We start from the raw sequence: 19985 nt of genomic DNA, 5'->3' as shown, positions 1-19985 counted from the left end.
ATTGGCAGTATCGCGCATAAGGCGAACCCTGGATCTAAGGCCTGGGGAAGGACCGACGCACGCCCTGATCAGCCTCGAGACTGCTGGACCAGTCCTGGTTGCCCCGGCCGCCGTCGCCGAGCTCACCCGCTACGGCATCGCTGCCCGTCTGAACCGCTCGCTTCTGCAATATGCCTAGCAACGGTTTCCCAGGCTGCGGGACGTTGAGCTTCGATGTAAGGAAGCCATGGTGCAAGCCCGTGGCGTGCTCGGTTCAAAGCCCTTGCCTGCCGCGCCGGGGCAAGCTTTTGGGTGACAGCCGCATCTCGAGCTCTCAGTCCTGAATGGCCGGGCAATCGGCCGTTGCGTGCGGCTGCAGCGACCCCTGCCTTCGTCCGCTCGATGTTCAGCGCTTGCTCAAGTTCGGCGACGGCGCCGATGATGTGCAGCGAGAAGCGCCCGGCGGGTGATCCGGTGTCGATCGGGTTGCGCAGCAAGCGTAGGCCGACACCGAGGGCGGTGAGCGTGTCCAGCAGCTGGATCAGGTGGGTAAGTGACCACGCCAAGCGGTCCAGGTGCACGACGACAAGAGTGTCGCCCGGGGCGATGCCACCGAGCAGCCTAGCGAGCGCAGGGCGGTGTTTATCGGCGCCTGAGCCATACTCCTGGACGTCTTGGGCGGCCGGCCTAGCCGCGCTGGAGCAGCTTGGGCTGCTGCAGCGAACAAAGCACCGCGTGCTGACAATCGGCGCCAATGGCGGCCGTGTCTGGAAGCAGCTGACGAGCAGCTACAGGCCGCTGATCGAGACCGATTCATGCGAGTTCAATGCGCGAACCGACTTTCAGCTTCAGGATCAGATCCATGTCGTGGAGGCCGTGCTGGAAAGGGCAGCTCAGTCGGCTCAGGAAGCATTGAAGCGGGTGGCCGAACGCATGCTGGCCAAGCAGCGGGTGGCGTATCGCATGCTTTGATCCGGAAGCGCGGCAGAGCCGTCAAAGCGGGCAGGGTTATCCAGCATTTGGACGCCCAACCCACTCTCGACGGCGAAAGTCGGAAAGAGGCTGACAAAGTAAGGCATACGCATTACCTTTTGGCTCATCAGTGAGGTTGTTCTGGAGTAGGTCCATGCCGGTTGTCGAGGAGTTCTGCACCATCACCGCCAGGGGGCAGACCACGGTGCCCAGGGCGGTGCGCCAAGCGCTGGGGGTTGGCTATGGCGGGCGCATCGCCTTCCGGGTGGAGGGGCATAGCGTCACCATTCATGCGGTACCGGAGGACGAGACCACTGATCCGGCCCTGGCACCCTTCCTGACCTTGCTGGAAGCTGACATGGCCGGGCGGCCGACGGGGGCCGTGCTGCCGCTGACTGCTACCCTGGCGGCACAGCTTGAGGCGGTGACGGGAGAGCTGGGCGAGGTGGATCCAGACGCACTGATCGAGGGCGAGGTGGCGCTGTAGCCGGTGCTCGAGCGGCATGGATGGCGGCTTCATGCGCACCCGCTGTTTCTCGACCAGCTCGAGCGCCTGCTGGCGGCGGTGGAGCGGGCCAGGCGGGCCGATCCGGAGGGCTGGCAGGGCAAGGGCGACACGCGGTTGCTGGCAGCAATCCGCGCGCTGATCCTGGACCGCATTCCGCGTGATCCGCTGGCGGCAGAGTTCCGGCAGGGCAACACGCTGGGGCGGGCGCATCGCCACTGGTTCCGCGCCAAGTTCGCAGGCAACCGGTTCCGACTGTTCTTCCGGGCTGACTCGCAGGCGCGAGTGATCGTGTACGCCTGGGTCAACGACCGCGACACGCTGCGCAAGGCCGGGGCAGGGACCGATCCCTACGCCGTGTTCGGACGCATGCTGGCCAGCGGTAATCCACCCGACGACTGGCCCGCACTGCTGGCGGCGGCGGAGGGTGCTGACGCACAGCGCCGGTTCAGCGCCACCGAGGATACGCCGGGCGGTACCTAAGCCACCTGCAGGCAGGTCAAACCCCCGACGATTGCGGTTCGCGACTTGGTCGAGGTTTCACTGCCCTGGTGGCGAACAGGGTTGGCATGAACCTGGACCGCCCGGTCGTAGGCAAGCCGTGGTCCTTATCCTCGAACATGTCGGTCAGGACGAACCCGGCCTTGAGCTGGCCGCCGATCTGCTCCTCGAGCGAATGACTGAACTCCACCACGTGATCCCGGCGCAGCAGGCGCTCGAGCTCGTCGGCCGGAAGGTCATGGATCTCGGCATGGGGAAGGGGATGGCGGACAATCAGCTCGCCCCGGTCCTGCGCCTCGGCATCGAAGATGTAGACGTCCGGGTTCATGAAGCCGGCCAGGAGCGCGCCACTTGGCCGCATGACCCGGTAGCACTCCCGCCAGACCGGCTCGATCTCGGGCGCAAAGCAGTTGGAGGCCGGATGGAAGATCAGGTCGAAGCTCTCGTCGGCAAATGACGACAGGTCGTGCATGAACCCCTGCACGATGGTGAGGCTGAGTCCGTCGCGGGTGGCGACAAGGTCGTCCTGAGCAAGCTGTCGTGCCGAGGCATCGAAGACGGTGACGCGTGCACCAGCCGCGGCCAGGATCGGCGCCTGCTGGCCGCCGCCAGACGCGAGGCACAGGATGTCCCGGCCGGTGACGTCGCCGAACCACTCTCGCGGGACCACGCGGTTGGGGGTGAGGATGAGCGACCAATCGCCCTGACGAGCGCGATCGATCTGCTCGGACGAGACCGGGCGGGTCCAGACGTCCTCTTCCTCGACCCGCAGATCCCAGCCACGCTGGTTGAGGCTCAGTACGTCCTTGGTCATGCCGTCTTGGTCCTTCAATCCCTGCCGCCTGATTGAGCCAGGACCCGGCCTGTCCCTGTTCCCGTCGGCCCAGGCTAGGCAGCGACGTCATCGGCATTCCTGTCGGCCTCGAAGGCACGCAGTCCCCGTCGCCGCCAGCGTGCCCTGAGATCAGCCGGGCTGACCTGCTGGTGCTCGTCCCCTTCCTCCTGCCCTCCCTCGCGCAGACGCGCCGCCATCTCGAGCAATGCCCCGAACAGCGTCGCCCGGTCATCGTCGACCAGCTCGACCAGTCCGGCCTTCTGCACCAGTCCGCCGAGCTCGATCAGGTGCCGGGTGCGGGCGCGCCTGTCCTGCACCCATTGGCGGCTGTCATCGCGACTACGGGCGCGATCGAGCCTATTGCGCAGCACGGTCAGCCGCAGCAGCCGGGCGGCTGTTGCCCGCAACTCCGCCAGCAGTGTCGCCGGTTGCGGTCTTAGCCCCGCGCCTGCTGCCCTGCTGAAAGAAGGCCTGCCCGCGTTCGGTCCACCTCGCGACCGCCTCGGGCTGCTTCTTCGATTGCTCGAGGGCGGCGAGCAGCGCCCCGACCAGCGCCTCGAAGGGCAGGGCGTCGGCCCCGGTAACCTGCACCAGTTCGCCGAGCTGGGTGGTCTTCTGTGTCTTGACCTTCCTGGCCTTGTCCATGAGCGCCTGAAGCTCGGCGTCATAGTCCCGTGGCTTGCGTGCCATGTCGTATTCCCACTCGATCTGGGACAGGATTCTAGGGGCGGTTCCGGACCGTCATCAAGATCCCCGGTGCTGGCAAAGCCCGTCATTTGTGCTGCTGAAGCGCAGCGGAGGCAGGGCAAGAAATGCGCGCTTATAGGTCATTGCATGACCTGTGCTGCCGCCGCTAGGATTCCGCCGTCGACGACGTGCCGGAGCCCGACCCCGTGGCGATCTACCATTTCTCCGCCAAGGTGATCGGCCGCTCGAGCGGGCGCAGCGCCGTTGCGGCAGCCGCGTATCGTGCGGCGGAATGCCTGCACGACGCGGCACTTGGGCGTGCGCATGACTACACCGCCAAGGCGGGCGTCATCCATCGCGAGATTCTGCTGCCGGACGGCGCCGCCCCGCGCTGGCTGGACCGCGCCACGCTATGGAACGAGGTCGAGGCCGGCGAGAAGCGCCGTGACGCACAACTCGCCCGCGACATCGAGATCGCACTGCCGCGCGAGCTGGGTAGATCCGAGGCGATCCGGCTGGTGCGGGACTTCGGGCGCGAGCAGTTTGTCGGGCGCGGGATGGTGGCGGATCTGAACGTGCACTGGACCCGGGCGGCGGATGGCGAGCTGCAGCCGCATGCGCACGTCATGCTGACCATGCGGGAGGTTGTCCCCGGCCGGGATGGGCATGAGGAGGGGGCGAGGTTCGGCCGCAAGGTGGTGGCCTGGAACGACCGGGGGCTGTTGTTCGGCTGGCGGGAGCGCTGGGCGTCGCTGGCGAACGAGCGGCTGGCCGAGTTGGGGCATGATGTGCGGATCGACCACCGCTCCTATGCGGCGCAGGGCATCCCGCTGGAGCCGCAGCACAAGATCGGGCCGGCCGGGGCGCGGCGTGCGCAGCGTGGCGAGGCGGCGGAGCGTGCGGACGAGCACGAGGGGATCGCACGGCGCAACGGGGCGCGGATCGCGGCGGCGCCGGAGATCGCACTCGATGTGCTGACGCAGCAGCACTCGACGTTTACCCGACGCGACCTGGCGCGGCTGGTGCACCGGCACACGGCGGATGCGGCGCAGTTCGCGGACGTGCTGGCGAAGGTGGAGGCTTCGGACGAGCTGGTGCGCCTCGGTGTGGACGGTCGCGGGGCCGAGCGCTTCACCACGCAGGCGATGCTGGCCACCGAGCAGCGGATGGAGGAGGCGGCGGCTACGCTGGGCGCGCGGCAGGCGCACCGGGTGTCACCGGCGCGGCGGTCGGACGGCGCCGGTCTGGACGGCGAGCAGGCGCTGGCGCTGGCGCATGTGATGCGGGCGCGGGATCTGAGCGTGGTGGTGGGCTACGCCGGCACCGGCAAGAGCACGATGCTGGGTGTGGCGCGCCAGGCGTGGGCGGCGGAAGGCTACACGGTGCGCGGGGCGGCGCTGTCCGGGATTGCTGCGGAAGGACTGGAAGGCGGCGCAGGGATTGCCAGTCGGACGGTGCACAGCCTGCTGCATGCCTGGGACAAGGGCTACGACACGCTCTCGGCGCGCGACGTGCTGGTGGTGGACGAGGCCGGGATGATCGGCTCGCGGCAGATGGAGCGGCTGCTTTCGGCGGCGGCGTCGGCCGGGGCCAAGGTGGTGCTGGTGGGCGATCCCGAGCAGCTGCAGGCGATCGAGGCGGGTGCGGCGTTTCGGGCGATCGCCGAGCGGGTCGGGTCGGTGGAGATCACCGAGGTGCGGCGGCAGCGTGATGTCTGGCAGCAGCAGGCGACGCGGGAGCTGGCGACCGGGCGCACGGCGCAGGCGCTGGATCGCTACGAGGCGGCCGGGATGGTGGCGGGGCACGACACGCTGGAGGCCGCCAAGGCGGCGGTGGTGGCGGGTTGGGATGCGGTGCGGCAGGCGCGTCCGGACGCGAGCCAGATCATCCTGGCGTATCGGCGCGACGACGTGCGCGACCTCAACGAGCAGGCGCGTGCGGTGCGCCGGGCGGCGGGCGAGCTGGGGGCCGACCAGGTGCTGGTGACGGAGCGCGGCGAGCGCACGTTTGCCACCGGCGACCGGCTGTATTTCCTGCGCAACGAACGTGGGCTTGGCGTGAAGAACGGCACGCTGGGAACGCTGGTGGCGATCGAGGCCGGTGGCGAGCGGCTGACGGTGCGGCTGGACGGGCCTGGTGGCAAGGCGGGCGGCGGGACGGATGTGACCTTCTACCTGCGCGACTACGACCACATCGACCACGGCTATGCGGCGACGGTGCACAAGAGCCAGGGGGTGACGGTCGACCAGGCGCATGTGCTGGCGACCGGGCTGATGGACCGGCATGCGGCGTATGTCGGGCTGACCCGGCATCGCGACGCGGTGCGGCTGCACTGGAGTGCGGACGAGATCGGCAGCCGGGACAAGCTGGCGCAGGTGCTGGGCCGCGAGCGGCTGAAGGACACCAGCCTGGATTACGGGCTGGGTGGCCCGGGGTCCCTTGGGGCGACGCCGGCGCAGATGCAGGCGGAGCGGGACGATCTGGTGCGGGCCTACGGCGGGCGGCGCGGCGTCTCGATGCCGATAAGCGAGATCGTGGTGCCGGCGGCGGCTGAGCCGGCGCAGCGCGTGGCGGCGGGGCGGGCCGGGTTCCGGGATCGCTACGCGGCGCACCAGCAGCAGCGCCAGCAGGCGGCGGAGCGCGACCAGCAGGCGCATGGGTTGGTCCGGCAGTGGGACGGGCTGGTGAAGGACTACACGGCGGCCCTTCCGGGCCTGGGGTCGGATCCTGGCCTCGCTATGGCGCGCGAGCGGCTGGTGGCGTTCGGGCAGGAGGTGCGCAAGCGACCGGACCTGGTGGCGGTGCTGTGCGCGCGGGACGCCGAGTTTGGGGTGGCGGAGCGGCCGACCCTGCACGGGGTGCTGGGGCATGCGCAGCCGGAGCGGGCGATCGCCGCCTTCCTGGAGGTGGCGGAGACCACCACGCGGCGCCAGCAGCAGGACCAGGTGCGGCAGCGGGAGGTGGAGCTCGATCAAGCACGGCGGCCGACGCGCAGCCGTGGCCCGTCGCTTGGGATGTGAGGATCCGGGATGAGCCGGGCGGACGAGCATCTGTACGGGCTGATGGAGATCGCCGAGCGGCAGCAGGCCGCCGTGCAGACGGCGCTGGAGGGGCTGGCGGCGGAGCGGGCGGCGCTGGCCCGGGAACGCGAGCAGTTGGCGCAGGCGCGGCAGGCGCTGGAGCTGGGTGCACGGGCCGCGGTGCGCAGCGCGGTGGAGGACAGCATGGCCCGGGCCGCCGGCATGGGTGTGGAGGCGGTGCAGGCAGCGGCCGTGCCGCTGCTGGGGCGGCTGGATCGGGTGGCGGATGGTGCCGGGCAGGCGGAGGCCGCGCTGCGGCGGGTGGTGCTGTGGGCAAGCTGGCGTCTGCTCGGCTGGGGCGTGGCCGGGATCGCGGCCCTGGCGGTGCTCTGGTGGCTTGCGAGCAGCGCCGTGCTGTGGTGGGACGCGGGGGCCATCGGGAGCGCACAGGTGCAGAAGGCTCAGCTCGAGGCGGAGATCGCGCAACTGCTGGCAACCCGGGACGGCTGGCGGAAGGCCGGTATGCTGGGGAAGCTGGAGCAGTGCGGCGCGGACCGCCGGCCGTGCATCCGGGTGGACGAGAGTGCCGGCCAGTTCGAGGCGGACGGGCACAGCGACTACCGGGTCATCCAGCGGTACTAAGCTGGTTCTGGAGATGTCCCCGGATCAGTACAGGTTTCTGTACGTCAGTGTGCTAGGATCAGCCCAAGAGGTGCCGTGATGACGCATGTTTCCTATACTGAGCTGCGGCAGAACCTGTCGCGCTACCTGGACGAGGCCGCCCTCACCCGGGCACCGCTCGTGGTGACGCGCCAGGGTGGCAAGGGCAACGTAGTGATGATCTCCGAGGAGGAATTCACCGGCTGGCAGGAGACGGTGCATCTGCTCAGCAGCCCAGAAAACGCCGAACGTCTGTTACGCGGGGTGCGGCAGTTCGCGGCAGATCGCGGCATGGAGCATGATCTGGTGCCGCCCAAGACGTGAGGGTCCACTTCAGCGATGACGGGTGGGCGGACTATCTGTACTGGGTCGACGCGGATCCCGCAGTGCATCGCAGGCTGAACGCGCTGATCGAGGATGTGCGTCGGCATCCCTTCCAGGGGATCGGCAAGCCAGAAGCCTTGAAGGGCGACCTGTCCGGCTGGTGGTCCCGACGGATCACGGCAGAGCACCGGCTGGTCTATCGTGTCCAGGGGCGCCAGGGTGAGGATCAGCGGATCGAGGTCATCCAATGCCGTTATCACTACTGAAGGGCTGATGTGCGAATGAGCCCAAACTGGTGTGCGGGAGGCGGTTGCCGCTCTCGGCCGCTATAAGTCCCGTGATATTTGTCTTGCCTGGATGAGCGCCCTCGCGGCTGGCGACCTCGGTGCGAAAATTGTGGCGTAAGGGGAAAAAGGGTTTGGATCACGGCGCTCATTTCTTCAAATGCGACTTTCAGGTTCATACGCCGAGAGATCAAAATTGGCGCGGCTCCAATGCTGTTACCGGTGACGAGCGGCGTGTCTACGCAGCGCGTCTAATTGTGGCGGCCCGCGAGAAAGGGCTTTCCGCGATAGCAATCACTGACCATCACGACATGGAGTTCGTCGACTACGTGCGCCGCGCCGCGCTTGAGGAGACAGCTGAGGATGGAAGCCCGCTACAATTGGAGCAACGGTTGACCGTTTTTCCTGGAATGGAGCTAACGCTGGGCGTCCCCTGTCAGGCGATCCTTCTTTTGGATGCTGACTTTCCTGAGAACCTCTTTCCAGCCCTCCAGACTGCGCTAACAATTAATCCCGTTCCAGGTACGGAAGCCCGTAATGGCAACGTCATTCGGCTCGACAATATCGTTTCGTTCTCCCAGATCCATGAAAAACTTGACGAGCACGTTTGGCTGAAGGGCCGTTACATCATTCTGCCGAATGTCAGTGGTGAGGGAAAGGTTTCCGTGCTCCGGGACGGCTTCCACGGGAAATACGCCGGAATGCCTTGTGTCGGAGGCTACGTTGACGGAAGCCTTGAAAAGCTTAAGCCCGGATTTCGGCAGCGGCTCGATGGTAAGATCAAAGAGTGGGGCTTCAAACGTATTGGGTGTTTCCAAACTTCTGACAACAGGCACGAGGATCATAGGCAGCTTGGCGTTAACTCTACGTGGGTCAAATGGGCCATTCCGACCGCCGAAGCCTTGCGGCAGGCATGCCTTGCCCAGGAGTCGCGCATTTCTCAGGAGGAACCAAGACTCCCGCCCGTTGTAATCTCCCGCGTAGATGTCAGCAACAGCACCTTCCTTGGGCCGATCGCCCTTGAATTGAATGCTCAATATACTGCACTTATTGGAGGACGAGGCACCGGCAAGTCGACAATCCTCGAATATTTGCGTTGGGCGCTATGTGATCAGCCACCCGGCGCATCCGACGAAGATTCACCGAATTATCAGTCTCGGCGCGCGCGTCTTATTGAAAGCACACTGACCTCCTTGGGAGCCACCGTCGACGTCACCTTCAGCCTGCACGACGTTCCTCATGTCGTGCGTCGGCACAGTAAAGATGGTTCTGTCATGATTAAAATCGGATCAGCAGAATTGCGTGAATGCACGGAAGCCGAGGCTCGATCTCTGCTGCCGATCCAGGCTTACAGTCAGAAACAGCTCAGTGACGTTAGCGTTCGAATTGACGAGCTTACCCGATTTCTGACAGCACCCATCCGCACCGACCTGACCCAGCTGAAAACGCGAGCGGAGGATACCGCCGCTAAACTACGGCAGAGATACGGGACGCTCCAAAGGGTCCGGACGTTGCAAAAGGATCTAGCAGGCCGGGATTTGGCGGCGCAGTCGCTTCAGGAACAGTCGGCGAGCATTCAGGCTTCGCTTACGGGCCTCCTGCCGGAAGATCGGCAGTTTCTTGACCAGGAGCAAAGTTACAGCGCAGCATCCCGAACCATAACATCGTGGTCCGATAATGTCGCAACCCTCCGAACAACATTTGCCGAGCTTTTGCAAGAAGCCCAATCTAGTGATACCGCAGCAAAAGCTTTTGTGCCCCAAGTTCAACAGGAGCTGATAGCAGAGATATCGTCGGACTATCAGCGCGTGATGCGGAATATCGGCTCCGCCATAAATCAGCTTGATGGCCACCTACAGCAGTTCCTCACCTTGCAGGACGATCCGGCTTCGTCTGTTGGAAGATGGATCGCCGCCCTTGAGGGTTTCAGGGCTAATTACTCTGCCGCAGTGCAGAGATCGTCTGCCCACAAAGAAAAAATGGCGGAACTGGAGGGTATTAACGCGAGGCTCAATCAACATCACGATGAGACAGTCAGGACACAGGAGCAGATTGCGGCTCTACGAGGGACTGAGGATGAATATGCTTCTGAACGTACGGCCTGGGTAGCTTTGCGAAGCGACCACGATCACCTCATGGACGCACAATGCCAAGTGCTGACGGCGAATTCAGAAGGGGCAATTCGGGCCACGATAAAGCGCTTTGCCAACGCGGCCGATTTCGTTCAGCGCTTAAAAGACATCCTTGCGGGATCAGGTGCCCGACGCGAGAGGTTGGAGGCTGTTGGAACCGCTATTACGGCTGCATCTGATCCGGCAGTCATGTGGCAGGAGGTCTTGCGGGACCTCGAATTGCTTTCGATGTTTAAACCTGAGGAAGAGGGGGCCGGACAAAGGCCGGCGACTGTCGCCCTGACGCGGGCAGGCCTTTCGGCGGCAGATCTCGACAAAATCGCTGCAAAGCTTTCTTCCACCGATTGGCTGCAGCTTTCACTGGTTGAAATTGGCAGTGAACCGGTTTTCGAATATCGTTCCCGAGAAAACGAGTACATCCCGTTCCGAAATGCATCCGCCGGTCAACAAGCAACGGCGCTTCTGAAAACGTTGTTAAATGAAGCCGGTCCGCCACTCGTGATCGACCAACCCGAGGAAGACCTGGACAATCCGGTCATTACAGAGATTGTGGAGCAGATATGGTTGGCCAAGCAGAAGCGGCAGATTATCTTTGCCAGCCACAACGCCAACTTAGTGGTCAACGGGGACGCTGAGCTTGTGGTCTGGTGCGATTATCGAAAGGCAGGTGACCAGTCAGGTGGGAAGATTGTGGGTGAAGGCGCTATCGACGTGCCAGTCGTTAGGGAGGCTATTAAGAAAATTATGGAAGGTGGCGAGGCCGCCTTCAAAGCTAGGCGCGAGAAATACGGGTTCTAGCGCATAGACTGTCCCTTTTTGAATCCTTGTGCGTCAAACATTCGACCTTGCCCCCTCGGATGCCCTCAGTCTGAGCCAGAAGCCGTCCCAGGAGACGGACGATGAAGCGGTAAAGGTTTGCCCAGGAGCAGGTATTTGCGGTGCTCTAGAAGCGCAGGCTGGGGCGGCGATGGCCCCTGCCGCAAGCACGGCATCAGCGACGCGACGTTCTGCATGTGTCGGTCAAGTATGGTGGCATGGAGGTGTCCGACGCGAAGCGGCTGAAGACGCTCGAGGACGAGAACGCCAATCTCAAGAGGCTGCTGGCGGACTCGATGCTGGACGTGTCGACACTGAGGGATCCGCTGGCAGAAACTTCTGATGCCCGGCTCGCGGCGTGCTGCCGTGACCTGGGCGATGGAACAGAAGGGCTGCTTGCAGCGGCGAGTGTGCGGGCTCGTGGGCATGGAGCTCAAGAAGTCTCGGTAAGCGAGATGACGGCCAGGCGACACGAAGATCCGGCGGCTGCTGCGGGCATTAGCGCCCATCGGCGGCGGCTACCCGCGGCTGTATATCCTGCTGGCGCGAGCGGACGTGCGGATGAACCACAAGCGGTCGTTCCGGCTCTACCGGGAGGAGAGGCTTGGTGTGCGCAAGCGGGGCGGTCGGACGCGGGCGCTGGGGACGCTCTCGCCGATGGTCCGATGGACTACATGCTGAAGCGATGGACCGCATTTACGCGGTTCCTCGAGGACGGCCGGATCTGTCTCACCAACAACGCGGCGGAACGCGCGCTGCGTGGCATCGCCATCGGCCGCAAGGCGTGGCTGTTGGCGGGATCAGACCGTGGAGGCGAACGCGCCGCCGCGATCTACAGCCTGATCGTGACCGCGAGGCTCAATGACGTTGATCCGCGTGCCTGGCTTGGCGACACGCTACGCCGCATCGCCGACCACCCTGCACAGCGCCTGAACGAATTGCTGCCATGGAACTACGCGAACGCGCTCATCGCCAAGCAGTCGGCCGCCTGAGCTACTACAGGGCCCTCACCGGAGGGTTACGCTGATGCTGACCGAACTTCTCGAACAGGATCATCGCTAGCAGGCTCGGACCCGCCCAACCCCGTGGCGTTACGTGGAACGGGGCGGGAGGCTGGCTGATGCGCTCGCAGTCCCGGCAGGAGAACTTCTCGCGCACATGCTGGATGACCTTCCAGGTGCGGGGCACTACCTCCCGTTCCGCCGCGTTGTTCAACAAACAAATCCGCCCATTAGCCAGGAAGCGGCTAAACGACGCCAGCGCTTGAGCATGCAGTCCATCGCACGGGCAGGATCGGTGCCGCGCGAGAGCTTCGGGCGCTGCTCGCGCATCCAGGTCTTGAGGTTGGCGACCAGTGGCGCGCTCAGTTCCTGGCGGACAGCCCGACGATGCTCCGTCGATTGCCCGTTGATCGCGCGCTCGATCTCGAACAGCGCATCGAGGCGACGCACTGCCTCGAGCACGATCGGCGAGATGACGCCTGCTGGCTCGCCGCGTGATCGACGGCGGGCGCTCTGCTCGACATCGGCCAGTTTTAAGTACGGCCGCTGCGCATGCACCTGGTAGACTGAACTATTTGGCAGTGATGTAGGCAAGGCCACCATAGACTCCTGGACAAGTGCAGGGCTGACCAAGGGCACCTGTACCGGTGCAGGTTGGTGGTGGGAGACTTAGTGGGCTTGCGTTCGCTACTGGCACATATCGACAGGTCATTTGCGTCGGTATTACCGGGGCGAGGGGCGGGGCCGATATCACAGCTGGTATGAGGAATTGAGCGGCCCCAGATGAGTCGTCGTTAGCAAGGATCGTTACAGCATCAGTTCCGTGACGATAACATAGATACTGATGAGAGACATTGTTTATAGTGTCGCCAGTCTTGGGGAACTGCGAGCAGTCTGCTCCAGTGATTGTTGGGTTATCGACGAACCTCGACTGCGAGAGAATGCCCATCGGGCGAAAGCGGAACTCAACTATAAGCTGACTTCCGTTTAATATACCATCAATATAAAGGCCGCCTTGTTGCTGGCATGCAGACCAAGCTTTAACAATCTCTGGATCAACAGTAAGTGAGAGAAGTGAAAGATAATTCTGATCAGAAAGACTGGTTTGGCCATTTTGGCACGAGGAATTTTTGATGCTTTCTGCTTGCGACGTCTCATAGTTACCACTTATGCCGATTGGCACACCGTAAATTGGTATCGTCAATCCACCACCACCACCTTGACCGCCAGAGCTTGTGTTTTCGCTTGACTGACACAAACCCTGAGCCATCGCAGACTTCAGGTCGTTGGTTTTAAGAGATTGATAAGTGTTGTAAAGGCCGTGCTCTAATATCTCGCTACATTGGGCTTGTGCCCTCATTGGAGCGGCGATAAGGCCCAGAATGGCGACGATAGCCAGGAGCCTCATCTGGGATCCTTTATAGATCGTTCCTGATCGCAAAAGATTAAGTGTCTTGTAGCCGTGTGTCGAGGGTGCTTCATGCGAACCTGATCATTGCCCTCCCTACTCGCTCAAAGGCAAGCCCAACTGAACCTTAAAAAAAACTGTATATGTGATAATATCCTTTATCGCATGTAAAGGCTGAGGTAGACCACTACTTTGGTAAGGGGGTGCTCATGGTCCCGACGATCGAGCTGGTGGAGGCGCCCGGGCCGGAGATCGCGGCGGCGATCGGCGTTCCCCTGGCGCGCCTGAACGACGAGCGGGTCGGCCACGCCGATCGGCGGACGCCTCTTGCCGTCACACTGACGCCACCCGGCTCGGAGGAGGTCGTCGGTGGCCTCTGGGGTTGGACGATCCGCGGCTATCTCTATGTTGACCTGCTGTTCGTGCCGGAGACGCTGCGGGTCAGCGGTGTCGGCCGTAGCCTCATGCACCAGGCCGAGCAGGAAGCCATCCGCCGCGGCTGCCATGCCGCCTGGCTGTCGACCTACAGCTTCCAGGCGCCGGGCTTCTACCAGAAGCTCGGCTATCAGGTGTTCGGCGAGCTGCCGGACTATCCGCCCGGGCACAGCTCAATCTTCCTGAGCAAGCGCCTGGTGCCCAAAACAGCATGAGCACGGCGCTCGCGATTGCTGGATCGGGCGCTGTGCCAGTGCTGGTCACCGCGGCCGGGGAGCGTGCCGGCATCCGCTTCCTCGAGTTCTTCGCTTCCACCCTGCGCAATCCGCACACGCGGCGCGCCTATGCCCGGGCGGTGACCGACTTCCTGGCCTGGTGCGAGGCGCACGCGGTGCCGTCGATCACGGCCGTGCAGCCGCTGCACGTGGCGGCCTGGATCGAGCTCCAGACGCAGGCGCGCTTGGCGCCCACGGTCAAACAGCAGCTCGCCGCCATCCGCCATCTGTTCGACTGGTTGGTGATGGGCCAGGTGGTGCCGCTCAATCCGGCTGCCTCGGTGCGCGGGCCGGCGCACAGCGTCCGCAAGGGTAAGACGCCGGTGCTGGATCCGGCCGAAGCCCGCACGTTGCTCGACAGCATCGACGTCACCACGCCGATCGGGCTGCGCGACCGGGCGCTGATCGCGCTCATGGTCTACAGCTTTGGGCGCGTCGGTGCCGCGCTGGCCATGAAGGTGGAGGACGTCTTCGTGCAGAACCGTAGGCTGTGGGTGCGGCTGCGTGAGAAAGGCGGCAAGCGGCATGAGATGCCCTGCCACCACACGCTGGAGGAGTACCTGCACGCCTACCTGGACGGCGTCGGGATCGCCGGCGACGCCAAGGGGCCGCTGTTCCGCACTATCGGCCGGGGCACCCAGCGCCTCACCCGCACGCCCCTGCCCCAGGCCAACGCCTACGCCATGGTGCGGCGGCGTGCGCTGGCGGCGGCGATCGGCACCAAGATCGGCAACCACAGCTTCCGGGCGACGGGGATCACCGCCTACCTGAAGAACGGTGGCACGCTGGAGAACGCCGCCGCCATGGCCAATCACGCCAGCACCCGCACCACCCAGCTCTATGATCGACGGCGCGACGAGATCAGCCTCGATGAGGTCGAACGGATCCGGGTATAGTCGTACCGGCCACGATGTCGACTGCCGCTGCTCTCGGACGAAGACGACCACAATGTGGTGTCGATCCGCTGGTAGGACACCGCCCTCTCACGGCGGTGACAGGGTCTAAGTCTCAATACGAAATCCAGCCGATTGTCTGCATGTGGTGGATAGCAGATATGTCTTTGGGTGAAAGGCTCAAGGCAAGTAGCCCAACAGGTCGATTGGACCCTTCGGCCAGCCGATCTCGGTCATAGGCTTTGCCATGAGCTGGTCGGCGAGGTCTTCCTCGATCAACGAGTGCGAAGCGCGATCCTCTATCGCAAGCCACCGGGTCAATTCGCTTTGGATACGTAGAAAGCCGTGGCGGCTATAGAAGTCGTGGAGGTCCGCCATTAGGACTATAAAGCTCACGCCAGCTTGGCGCGCCTGAGTCTCCGCTTCGGCCAGAAGTTTGGACCCAATGCCTTGTCTGCGGCGATCCTTCCTAACGCAGAGGTCTATGACAAAGCATATCTGAACAACTTCGGCACCAACCCTGATCACCCGATAGTCCAGGGCTACCTGCCCGACGACTTCACCCTCATCATCCATGATGATCCGAAAGTGCGGCTGCTGCTTGACGTAGATCCGGCCGTTGAAGAAGCCGGGAAACGCGTCATCAAGTAGGGGACGCAGCTGATCTTGCAGCGCAGCTGGCAGCATCGGTTCAGCGAAGGTCTGGATCATCATCATCGGTTGCTTGCGACGTGAAGCGTGATGGTTACTCAAGTCGAGCGGTGCCTCAACCAGGGGTCAGCCCTGGGTCGAACCCGACAGCAGTCCACCGGTCTCTGCCTATCGCCGGAGGTGGTGGACGGGGACAGGGGACGAGGCGGGCAGGCGTTCCACAGACGACCGTCTGCGGTACGCCCGGTAGCCCCCGATCTGGGACCTGTATCTGATCGAGGTACAAATGTCGCTCTCTGGTGGAAAGCAGACGGTTAGATGTCGCCTGAACCGCCCCCAAACACAGCATCATGCCAGTAGGCGAGTGGATTGCCAAACCAATCACGATTGGCGTCTGTCTCAAACTTTGCGAGTTGACGCATGTCGAAACCGTAGCGGTGCCCAAGAGCAAGAAGTTGCCGCAGATCGTCCTGTCCCGGCCTACGACTGAGCTTCACCACCAAACCACGCCTTCCCTCACCTGAGATGGTCGCGACGCACAGGATACGCTTCATTCACTCAAAGTATGCTCTCTCATCAGCTCGGTGGAAGAACTCTACGCCAGTGTCCAATTGATGGAGAATCAGGAGCCATCAAGCATGGTGCCGTAATAGCCGCATCATGTGGCTGACCGCAATGAAGTTGAGAGCGACTATGCCCGGCGGGTATCAAGCATTAGATTTCAACCGCTAGCGGCTTGGCTCGTCATTTCGACGAGGTAGGTTGATGCAGGAACGCAAGAGAAGGAGCCGCTTTGAGCCTGTCGGAGAAAGCAAGGCACGAAGCAACTGAAGAAGGTGCGCGTCGGGACCTGATCGGCTTGTTTAAAGCTGTTCAAGAGCGCTGTGCGTCGGACATACCTGCCGAGCACCAGAAGGAGTTTCTGGACCTTGTGCGCACGCTGCTTAGATCTGGCCGCCTGCATATCAAACTAGACCCAGCCGCGTTCCCTGATGCCAGCGCCACATCTACAGCTGAGGAAGTGGTCTCTCTGCTTCAGCAGAACTGGCCGAAGCCGGAGGAGATGAAGTATGAGTATGATATCGAAATGCTAATTTTTATCGAGTCCAGCTGCCAAGTGTGGTGGGCAGACTGGGGTGAGCCGAACGATAGATTTCGGAGTTACTATTAGCGGTGGATCATCCTCGTGGTGAGCCAATGCTGTCGGCCTTGTAAGACGTGCATCGACAATGGCAAATAAATGCAGTCTCGATTCCGCTTCTGCCGAACTTTAGAGTCCCGTTTGGGTCGAGGCTGTGTGGAAACGGAAATACAGGCTCAGGTTGAGCTAGGCCGTCTTCGCCGGGTTGCGGGCTTCGTGGGCACAACGGCATCGAGCATCCTGGTCAGGTAGGGCTGGACGTCTTTGGTGCTTCCCGGTGCTGCGAGTTCCAACAGGCTGATCCCCTCGACGATGGAGAGCAGAGCTGCCGGCCTGGCCTTCTCCGCGGGATCGTTTGCGTCAATGAGGCGGCTTTCGATCCAGGTCATCCATGACCGCACGACCTTGGCGCCGACCTGGTCGTACGGTGTTTCTCCCCGCGCACCCCGTGCGATCACCTCGGTCCACAGACGCATGAACGGCGCGATTGCCGGATCGGTGGAGAGGGCCAGGACACCGGAAAGGAACTGACCCGGCGACACGCGAGGGGCGTCGCTGTTGGCCACGAGGATCGCGGTCAGCCTGGTCCCCACCTTGTCGAGCATCTCCAGGACGAGCTGCTCCTTGGTTTCGAAGTAGTAGATGAGCATGCGATCGCTGGTACCGAGCTTGGCTGCGACCCCACGCAGCCCGAGATCGCCCAGACCCTCCGCCAGAACGATGTCGGCGAGCGCGTCCGCAAGTTCGGAGCGCCGGGCGGCACGCTCGGATCCCACCGCGGTCGCGCTGGTGGATCGGGATGGTTTTCGTTCAACAGGCATCGGAATCTTGTAGCGGCCGCTACGTCAGCTTGCTACGTAGTGGGTGCTACATAAGAGGGAATGATGATGCTGAGACCGAGACAAGTCGTGATCTGCGCCGCCCTCGCCGGCGTTTATTGGATACTGGCAACTTTGTGCATCAGGCTGGATCCTGGTGGGGTTGCTCCCGGTTTGAGGGGCGATCTGAGCTTTGTCACGAGCGTATTCGCGAGCTGGTTCTGCGTCTGGCTGGTCTGCCGCCTGGCCAAACTGGAGCCGCATCAGATTCTTGCCGGCGCCATGGTGGTGCTCGGAGACGCGATGCTGATCGATGGCGCCGCGCTGCGTTGGTTTCCAACCGTTTATGGGGTGGATGACCATCTGGCGCGTACTGGCGCAGCCTGGCTGCTCTGGGGCTACGGGATCAGCGCCTGGATCGCGTTCATGATCGCCGAGCGCAGGCTGCGAAGCGGCAAGGCAGGATCGGAACTCAGTCTGGCTACCATCTGACAGCTTGAACATCGGGCGGAAGCCTTACCGCATGCGGTAAATTTGCCTGCCGCATGCGGCTCGATACGATCCAGCCGACCTACACAAAGCGCAGGTAGTTCATGAGCCGTTTTATCGAGGGTCTGGACCGGCGTCAGACAGTTCTGCTCCCGTCGAGCCTCAACGATTACGTTGGCGAGGATAACCAGGTCCGGGTCGTTGAGGTGTTTATCGACAGTCTCGATCTAGCCGAGCTGGGCTTTGCTGGGATGGTCCCTGAAGCCACCGGCGGCCCGGCCTACCATCCCTCGACGCTGCTGCGGATCTATCTTTATGGCTACCTGAACCGCATTCCATCCAGCCGCCGCCTGGAACGCGAGGCACAGCGCAACCTCGAGCTGATCTGGCTCACCGGCCGTTTGGCGCCGGACCACAAGACCATCGCCGACTTTCGCCGCAACAACGGTCCCGCCATCCAGGCAGTGTGCCGCCAGTTCGTGCTGCTATGCCGCCGGATCGGGCTGTTTGCCGATACTGGCGTTGCCATCGACGGCTCGAAGTTCAAGGCCGTGAATAGCCGTGACCGCAACCTGACCCCCTACAAACTCGAACGCCGCATGCAGCAGGTGGACGAGAGTATCCGCCGATACCTGGAAGCGATGGAAACCGCCGACCGGTACAATGATGCCGGCTCCCGAGCCAAGTCGGTGCGGCTGGCAGGACGTATCGCGGAGCTGCGCGAGCAGATGCGGCGATTCCGAGACATGGAGCAGGCCGTGCTGGCCGCACCTGACCAGCAGATCTCGTTGACTGATCCGGATGCGCGCTCGATGGCAACCAGCGGCAAAGGCAGCGGCATTGTCGGCTACAACGTGCAGGCGGCTGTCGACACTGAGCACCACTTGATCGTCGCCCACACCGTAATCAATGCCGGCCATGACCGCACGCAGCTCGCGCCGATGACGGAGCTGGCGCAAGAGGCGACCGGACGACAGGAGCTGACTGTGCTCGCCGACCGCGGCTACTTTTCCGGACGGCAGGTGCTGGCCTGCGTGGAGGCTGGCGCGATTCCCTATGTGCCCAAGCCGCTTACCTCCGGTTCCAAGGCGGACAACAGATTTGGCAAGCAGGACTTCGTCTACCTCCCGAAACAGGACGCCTATCGCTGTCCCGCTGGCGCGCTGCTGACTTCGCGCTACGAGACGGTTGAGAAGGACATGACCCTGCACTGCTATCTGACGGACGCCTGCATGACCTGCTCCGTGAAAGCCAAATGCACCACGGGCAAGGAGCGACGTATTAAGCGCTGGGAGCACGAGGATGTGCTGGACGCGATGCAGAAGCGGCTGGACCAGGTGGGACAGGCGATGCGGCTGCGCCGGAGAACTGTCGAGCACCCGTTCGGTACTATCAAGGCCTGGATGGGCGCCACACACTTCCTGACCCGAACGCTCGGACGGGTCAGCACGGAGATGAGCCTGCAGGTTCTAGCCTACAACATGAAGCGGGTGATCGCGATCATGGGGACCGAGGCACTGATGCACGCCATGCGAGCTTAAGAGAAGCGAACGCCTCCAACCGAGCCCGTCGTCTCTGTCGCCCATCAGGGTCCACAACGAGTTTCTACACAGCCTCGGTCGGAAGCAGACCCCTAGTCGTGACTGCCAGGCCAGTGCACAGTCCGTTCCAGAAACCACCGTTTGCGGAACGGGGAAAAGTCAGGGGAAGATATCTTTAAGCACGGCTTCAATTGTCGATGTAACTGTCCAGCTATTTTCCACCCTTATCCCATCTATGCCTCGTAACCTTGACAAATATCCACATACCAGTAAGTAAAAATGCTATGAAGAGCAGTGGGATTTCCTCACCGTATGGTGCTGGAAGTTTCCGCGCTAATGTTGCCAAAACTACCCCGATTATGGACGCAAGCGTTCCGATTAACGTGCCAAGCGTACGGGTTTTCATCCTCATCCTCCAATCTTTCTATATATTTTGCGACTGCTGCTTCTTGGAGGGCCCTCTTCTCAACACAAGCTTAGGACTTCCCGTTCCTGTAACCCAACGATCTTGGATGATCGCCTGACCTGGGTGGAGGGTGTTCCGAAAACCTCCGTTTGCGGTACCATTCTCATAGCCACGGTTTCCGGGGCCTGTAGCGTCCCGAAAACCCGTCTTCG

General features: G+C 62.9%; 21 protein-coding genes and 4 pseudogenes. 15 read left to right on the top strand and 10 right to left on the bottom strand.

Annotated elements, in window-relative coordinates:
• Positions 1-122: 122 nt before the first annotated feature.
• Positions 123-734 carry a recombinase family protein gene (locus FE263_RS23025; protein WP_138328003.1) on the bottom strand — a complete coding sequence of 204 codons (612 nt, stop codon included), beginning with the start codon at positions 732-734 and terminating at the stop codon, positions 123-125.
• Between FE263_RS23025 and FE263_RS21015 the strand changes: the two genes are divergently transcribed.
• The 3 genes from FE263_RS21015 (at position 715) to FE263_RS21005 (ending at position 1939) form a co-directional block, all read left to right on the top strand.
• Positions 715-951 (top strand): hypothetical protein, encoded by a 237-nt coding sequence (locus tag FE263_RS21015; RefSeq protein WP_138328002.1) that lies wholly within the window; start codon positions 715-717, stop codon positions 949-951. The genes FE263_RS23025 and FE263_RS21015 overlap by 20 nt on opposite strands.
• Positions 952-1105: 154 nt before the next feature.
• A complete protein-coding gene (locus tag FE263_RS21010; RefSeq protein ID WP_138328001.1) occupies positions 1106-1438 on the top strand; it encodes a type II toxin-antitoxin system PrlF family antitoxin in 333 nt (110 codons plus the stop codon).
• Positions 1439-1441: 3 nt separating this feature from the next.
• Entirely contained in the window at positions 1442-1939 is a 498-nt protein-coding gene (locus tag FE263_RS21005; RefSeq protein ID WP_138328000.1) for a type II toxin-antitoxin system YhaV family toxin, read from the top strand.
• Between the two features lie 16 nt (positions 1940-1955).
• On the opposite strand, the gene FE263_RS21000 is transcribed toward FE263_RS21005, so the two are convergent.
• The 3 genes from FE263_RS21000 to FE263_RS20990 all read right to left on the bottom strand — a co-directional run bounded on the left by FE263_RS21000 (position 1956) and on the right by FE263_RS20990 (position 3482).
• Complete coding sequence (locus FE263_RS21000) at positions 1956-2771, bottom strand: class I SAM-dependent methyltransferase (RefSeq protein WP_138327999.1); 816 nt, start codon at positions 2769-2771, stop codon at positions 1956-1958.
• Between the two features lie 74 nt (positions 2772-2845).
• Positions 2846-3160, bottom strand: a complete 315-nt coding sequence (locus FE263_RS20995; protein WP_138328018.1) for a conjugal transfer protein TraD — start codon at positions 3158-3160, stop codon at positions 2846-2848.
• Positions 3150-3482 (bottom strand): conjugal transfer protein TraD, encoded by a 333-nt coding sequence (locus FE263_RS20990; RefSeq protein WP_138327998.1) that lies wholly within the window; start codon positions 3480-3482, stop codon positions 3150-3152. Before FE263_RS20990 ends, FE263_RS20995 begins: the two co-directional genes overlap by 11 nt.
• A 203-nt stretch (positions 3483-3685) precedes the next feature.
• Here FE263_RS20990 and traA point away from each other — a divergent pair, with 203 nt between their 5' ends.
• The 7 genes and pseudogenes from traA to FE263_RS22880 all read left to right on the top strand — a co-directional run.
• On the top strand, positions 3686-6499 hold the full coding sequence (gene traA / locus FE263_RS20985) for a Ti-type conjugative transfer relaxase TraA (protein ID WP_138328017.1): 2814 nt from the start codon (positions 3686-3688) through the stop codon (positions 6497-6499).
• A gap of 9 nt (positions 6500-6508) precedes the next feature.
• A complete protein-coding gene (locus FE263_RS20980; protein WP_138327997.1) occupies positions 6509-7141 on the top strand; it encodes a hypothetical protein in 633 nt (210 codons plus the stop codon).
• A 78-nt stretch (positions 7142-7219) separates the two neighbouring features.
• Positions 7220-7483: a type II toxin-antitoxin system Phd/YefM family antitoxin gene (locus FE263_RS20975; RefSeq protein WP_138327996.1), complete on the top strand. Its 264-nt coding sequence runs from the start codon at positions 7220-7222 to the stop codon at positions 7481-7483.
• Positions 7480-7749: a Txe/YoeB family addiction module toxin gene (locus tag FE263_RS20970; protein ID WP_138327995.1), complete on the top strand. Its 270-nt coding sequence runs from the start codon at positions 7480-7482 to the stop codon at positions 7747-7749. The genes FE263_RS20975 and FE263_RS20970 overlap by 4 nt, the downstream gene beginning before the upstream one ends.
• Before the next feature lie 152 nt (positions 7750-7901).
• Entirely contained in the window at positions 7902-10697 is a 2796-nt protein-coding gene (locus FE263_RS20965) for a TrlF family AAA-like ATPase (protein WP_138327994.1), read from the top strand.
• Between the two features lie 140 nt (positions 10698-10837).
• Positions 10838-11378: pseudogene (locus FE263_RS22885) on the top strand (transposase); the annotation flags it as partial.
• A 2-nt stretch (positions 11379-11380) separates the two neighbouring features.
• Positions 11381-11707 (top strand): annotated as a pseudogene (locus tag FE263_RS22880) (IS66 family transposase); the annotation flags it as partial.
• A gap of 31 nt (positions 11708-11738) precedes the next feature.
• On the opposite strand, the pseudogene FE263_RS23020 reads toward FE263_RS22880, so the two are convergent.
• The 3 genes and pseudogenes from FE263_RS23020 to FE263_RS20945 form a co-directional block, all read right to left on the bottom strand.
• Positions 11739-11909, bottom strand: a pseudogene (locus tag FE263_RS23020) (IS66 family transposase zinc-finger binding domain-containing protein); the annotation flags it as partial.
• A pseudogene (locus FE263_RS23015) lies at positions 11910-12271 on the bottom strand (IS66 family transposase); the annotation flags it as partial.
• Between the two features lie 16 nt (positions 12272-12287).
• Positions 12288-13124 (bottom strand): hypothetical protein, encoded by an 837-nt coding sequence (locus tag FE263_RS20945; RefSeq protein ID WP_138327992.1) that lies wholly within the window; start codon positions 13122-13124, stop codon positions 12288-12290.
• A 209-nt stretch (positions 13125-13333) separates the two neighbouring features.
• Between FE263_RS20945 and FE263_RS20940 the strand changes: the two genes are divergently transcribed.
• Both FE263_RS20940 and FE263_RS20935 read left to right on the top strand, forming a co-directional pair.
• Entirely contained in the window at positions 13334-13774 is a 441-nt protein-coding gene (locus FE263_RS20940) for a GNAT family N-acetyltransferase (protein ID WP_138327991.1), read from the top strand.
• Between the two features lie 38 nt (positions 13775-13812).
• A complete protein-coding gene (locus tag FE263_RS20935; RefSeq protein WP_240760028.1) occupies positions 13813-14730 on the top strand; it encodes a tyrosine-type recombinase/integrase in 918 nt (305 codons plus the stop codon).
• Between the two features lie 177 nt (positions 14731-14907).
• On the opposite strand, the gene FE263_RS20930 is transcribed toward FE263_RS20935, so the two are convergent.
• Both FE263_RS20930 and FE263_RS20925 read right to left on the bottom strand, forming a co-directional pair.
• On the bottom strand, positions 14908-15444 hold the full coding sequence (locus FE263_RS20930) for a GNAT family N-acetyltransferase (protein ID WP_138327989.1): 537 nt from the start codon (positions 15442-15444) through the stop codon (positions 14908-14910).
• A 248-nt stretch (positions 15445-15692) separates the two neighbouring features.
• Entirely contained in the window at positions 15693-15932 is a 240-nt protein-coding gene (locus FE263_RS20925) for a hypothetical protein (protein ID WP_138327988.1), read from the bottom strand.
• A 239-nt stretch (positions 15933-16171) separates the two neighbouring features.
• On the opposite strand from FE263_RS20925, the gene FE263_RS20920 reads away from it, so the two are divergent.
• Entirely contained in the window at positions 16172-16549 is a 378-nt protein-coding gene (locus tag FE263_RS20920; RefSeq protein WP_138327987.1) for a hypothetical protein, read from the top strand.
• A gap of 146 nt (positions 16550-16695) precedes the next feature.
• On the opposite strand, the gene FE263_RS20915 is transcribed toward FE263_RS20920, so the two are convergent.
• Positions 16696-17340 carry a TetR/AcrR family transcriptional regulator gene (locus tag FE263_RS20915; protein ID WP_138327986.1) on the bottom strand — a complete coding sequence of 215 codons (645 nt, stop codon included), beginning with the start codon at positions 17338-17340 and terminating at the stop codon, positions 16696-16698.
• A gap of 87 nt (positions 17341-17427) precedes the next feature.
• On the opposite strand from FE263_RS20915, the gene FE263_RS20910 reads away from it, so the two are divergent.
• Both FE263_RS20910 and FE263_RS20905 read left to right on the top strand, forming a co-directional pair.
• The gene (locus tag FE263_RS20910; RefSeq protein WP_240760024.1) at positions 17428-17829 is read left to right on the top strand and encodes a DUF5367 family protein; all 402 of its coding nucleotides are present in this window, start codon (positions 17428-17430) and stop codon (positions 17827-17829) included.
• 101 nt (positions 17830-17930) lie between these two features.
• Entirely contained in the window at positions 17931-19367 is a 1437-nt protein-coding gene (locus FE263_RS20905; protein ID WP_138327985.1) for an IS1182 family transposase, read from the top strand.
• The last annotated feature ends 618 nt before the right edge of the window (positions 19368-19985 follow it).

This window comes from Lichenicoccus roseus, from assembly GCF_005844085.1.
GTDB classification, from domain to species: Bacteria; Pseudomonadota; Alphaproteobacteria; order Acetobacterales; family Acetobacteraceae; genus Lichenicoccus; species Lichenicoccus roseus.
The sequence above is the reverse complement of the archived record's forward strand: the minus strand, read 5'-3'. Positions and strand labels throughout refer to the sequence as shown.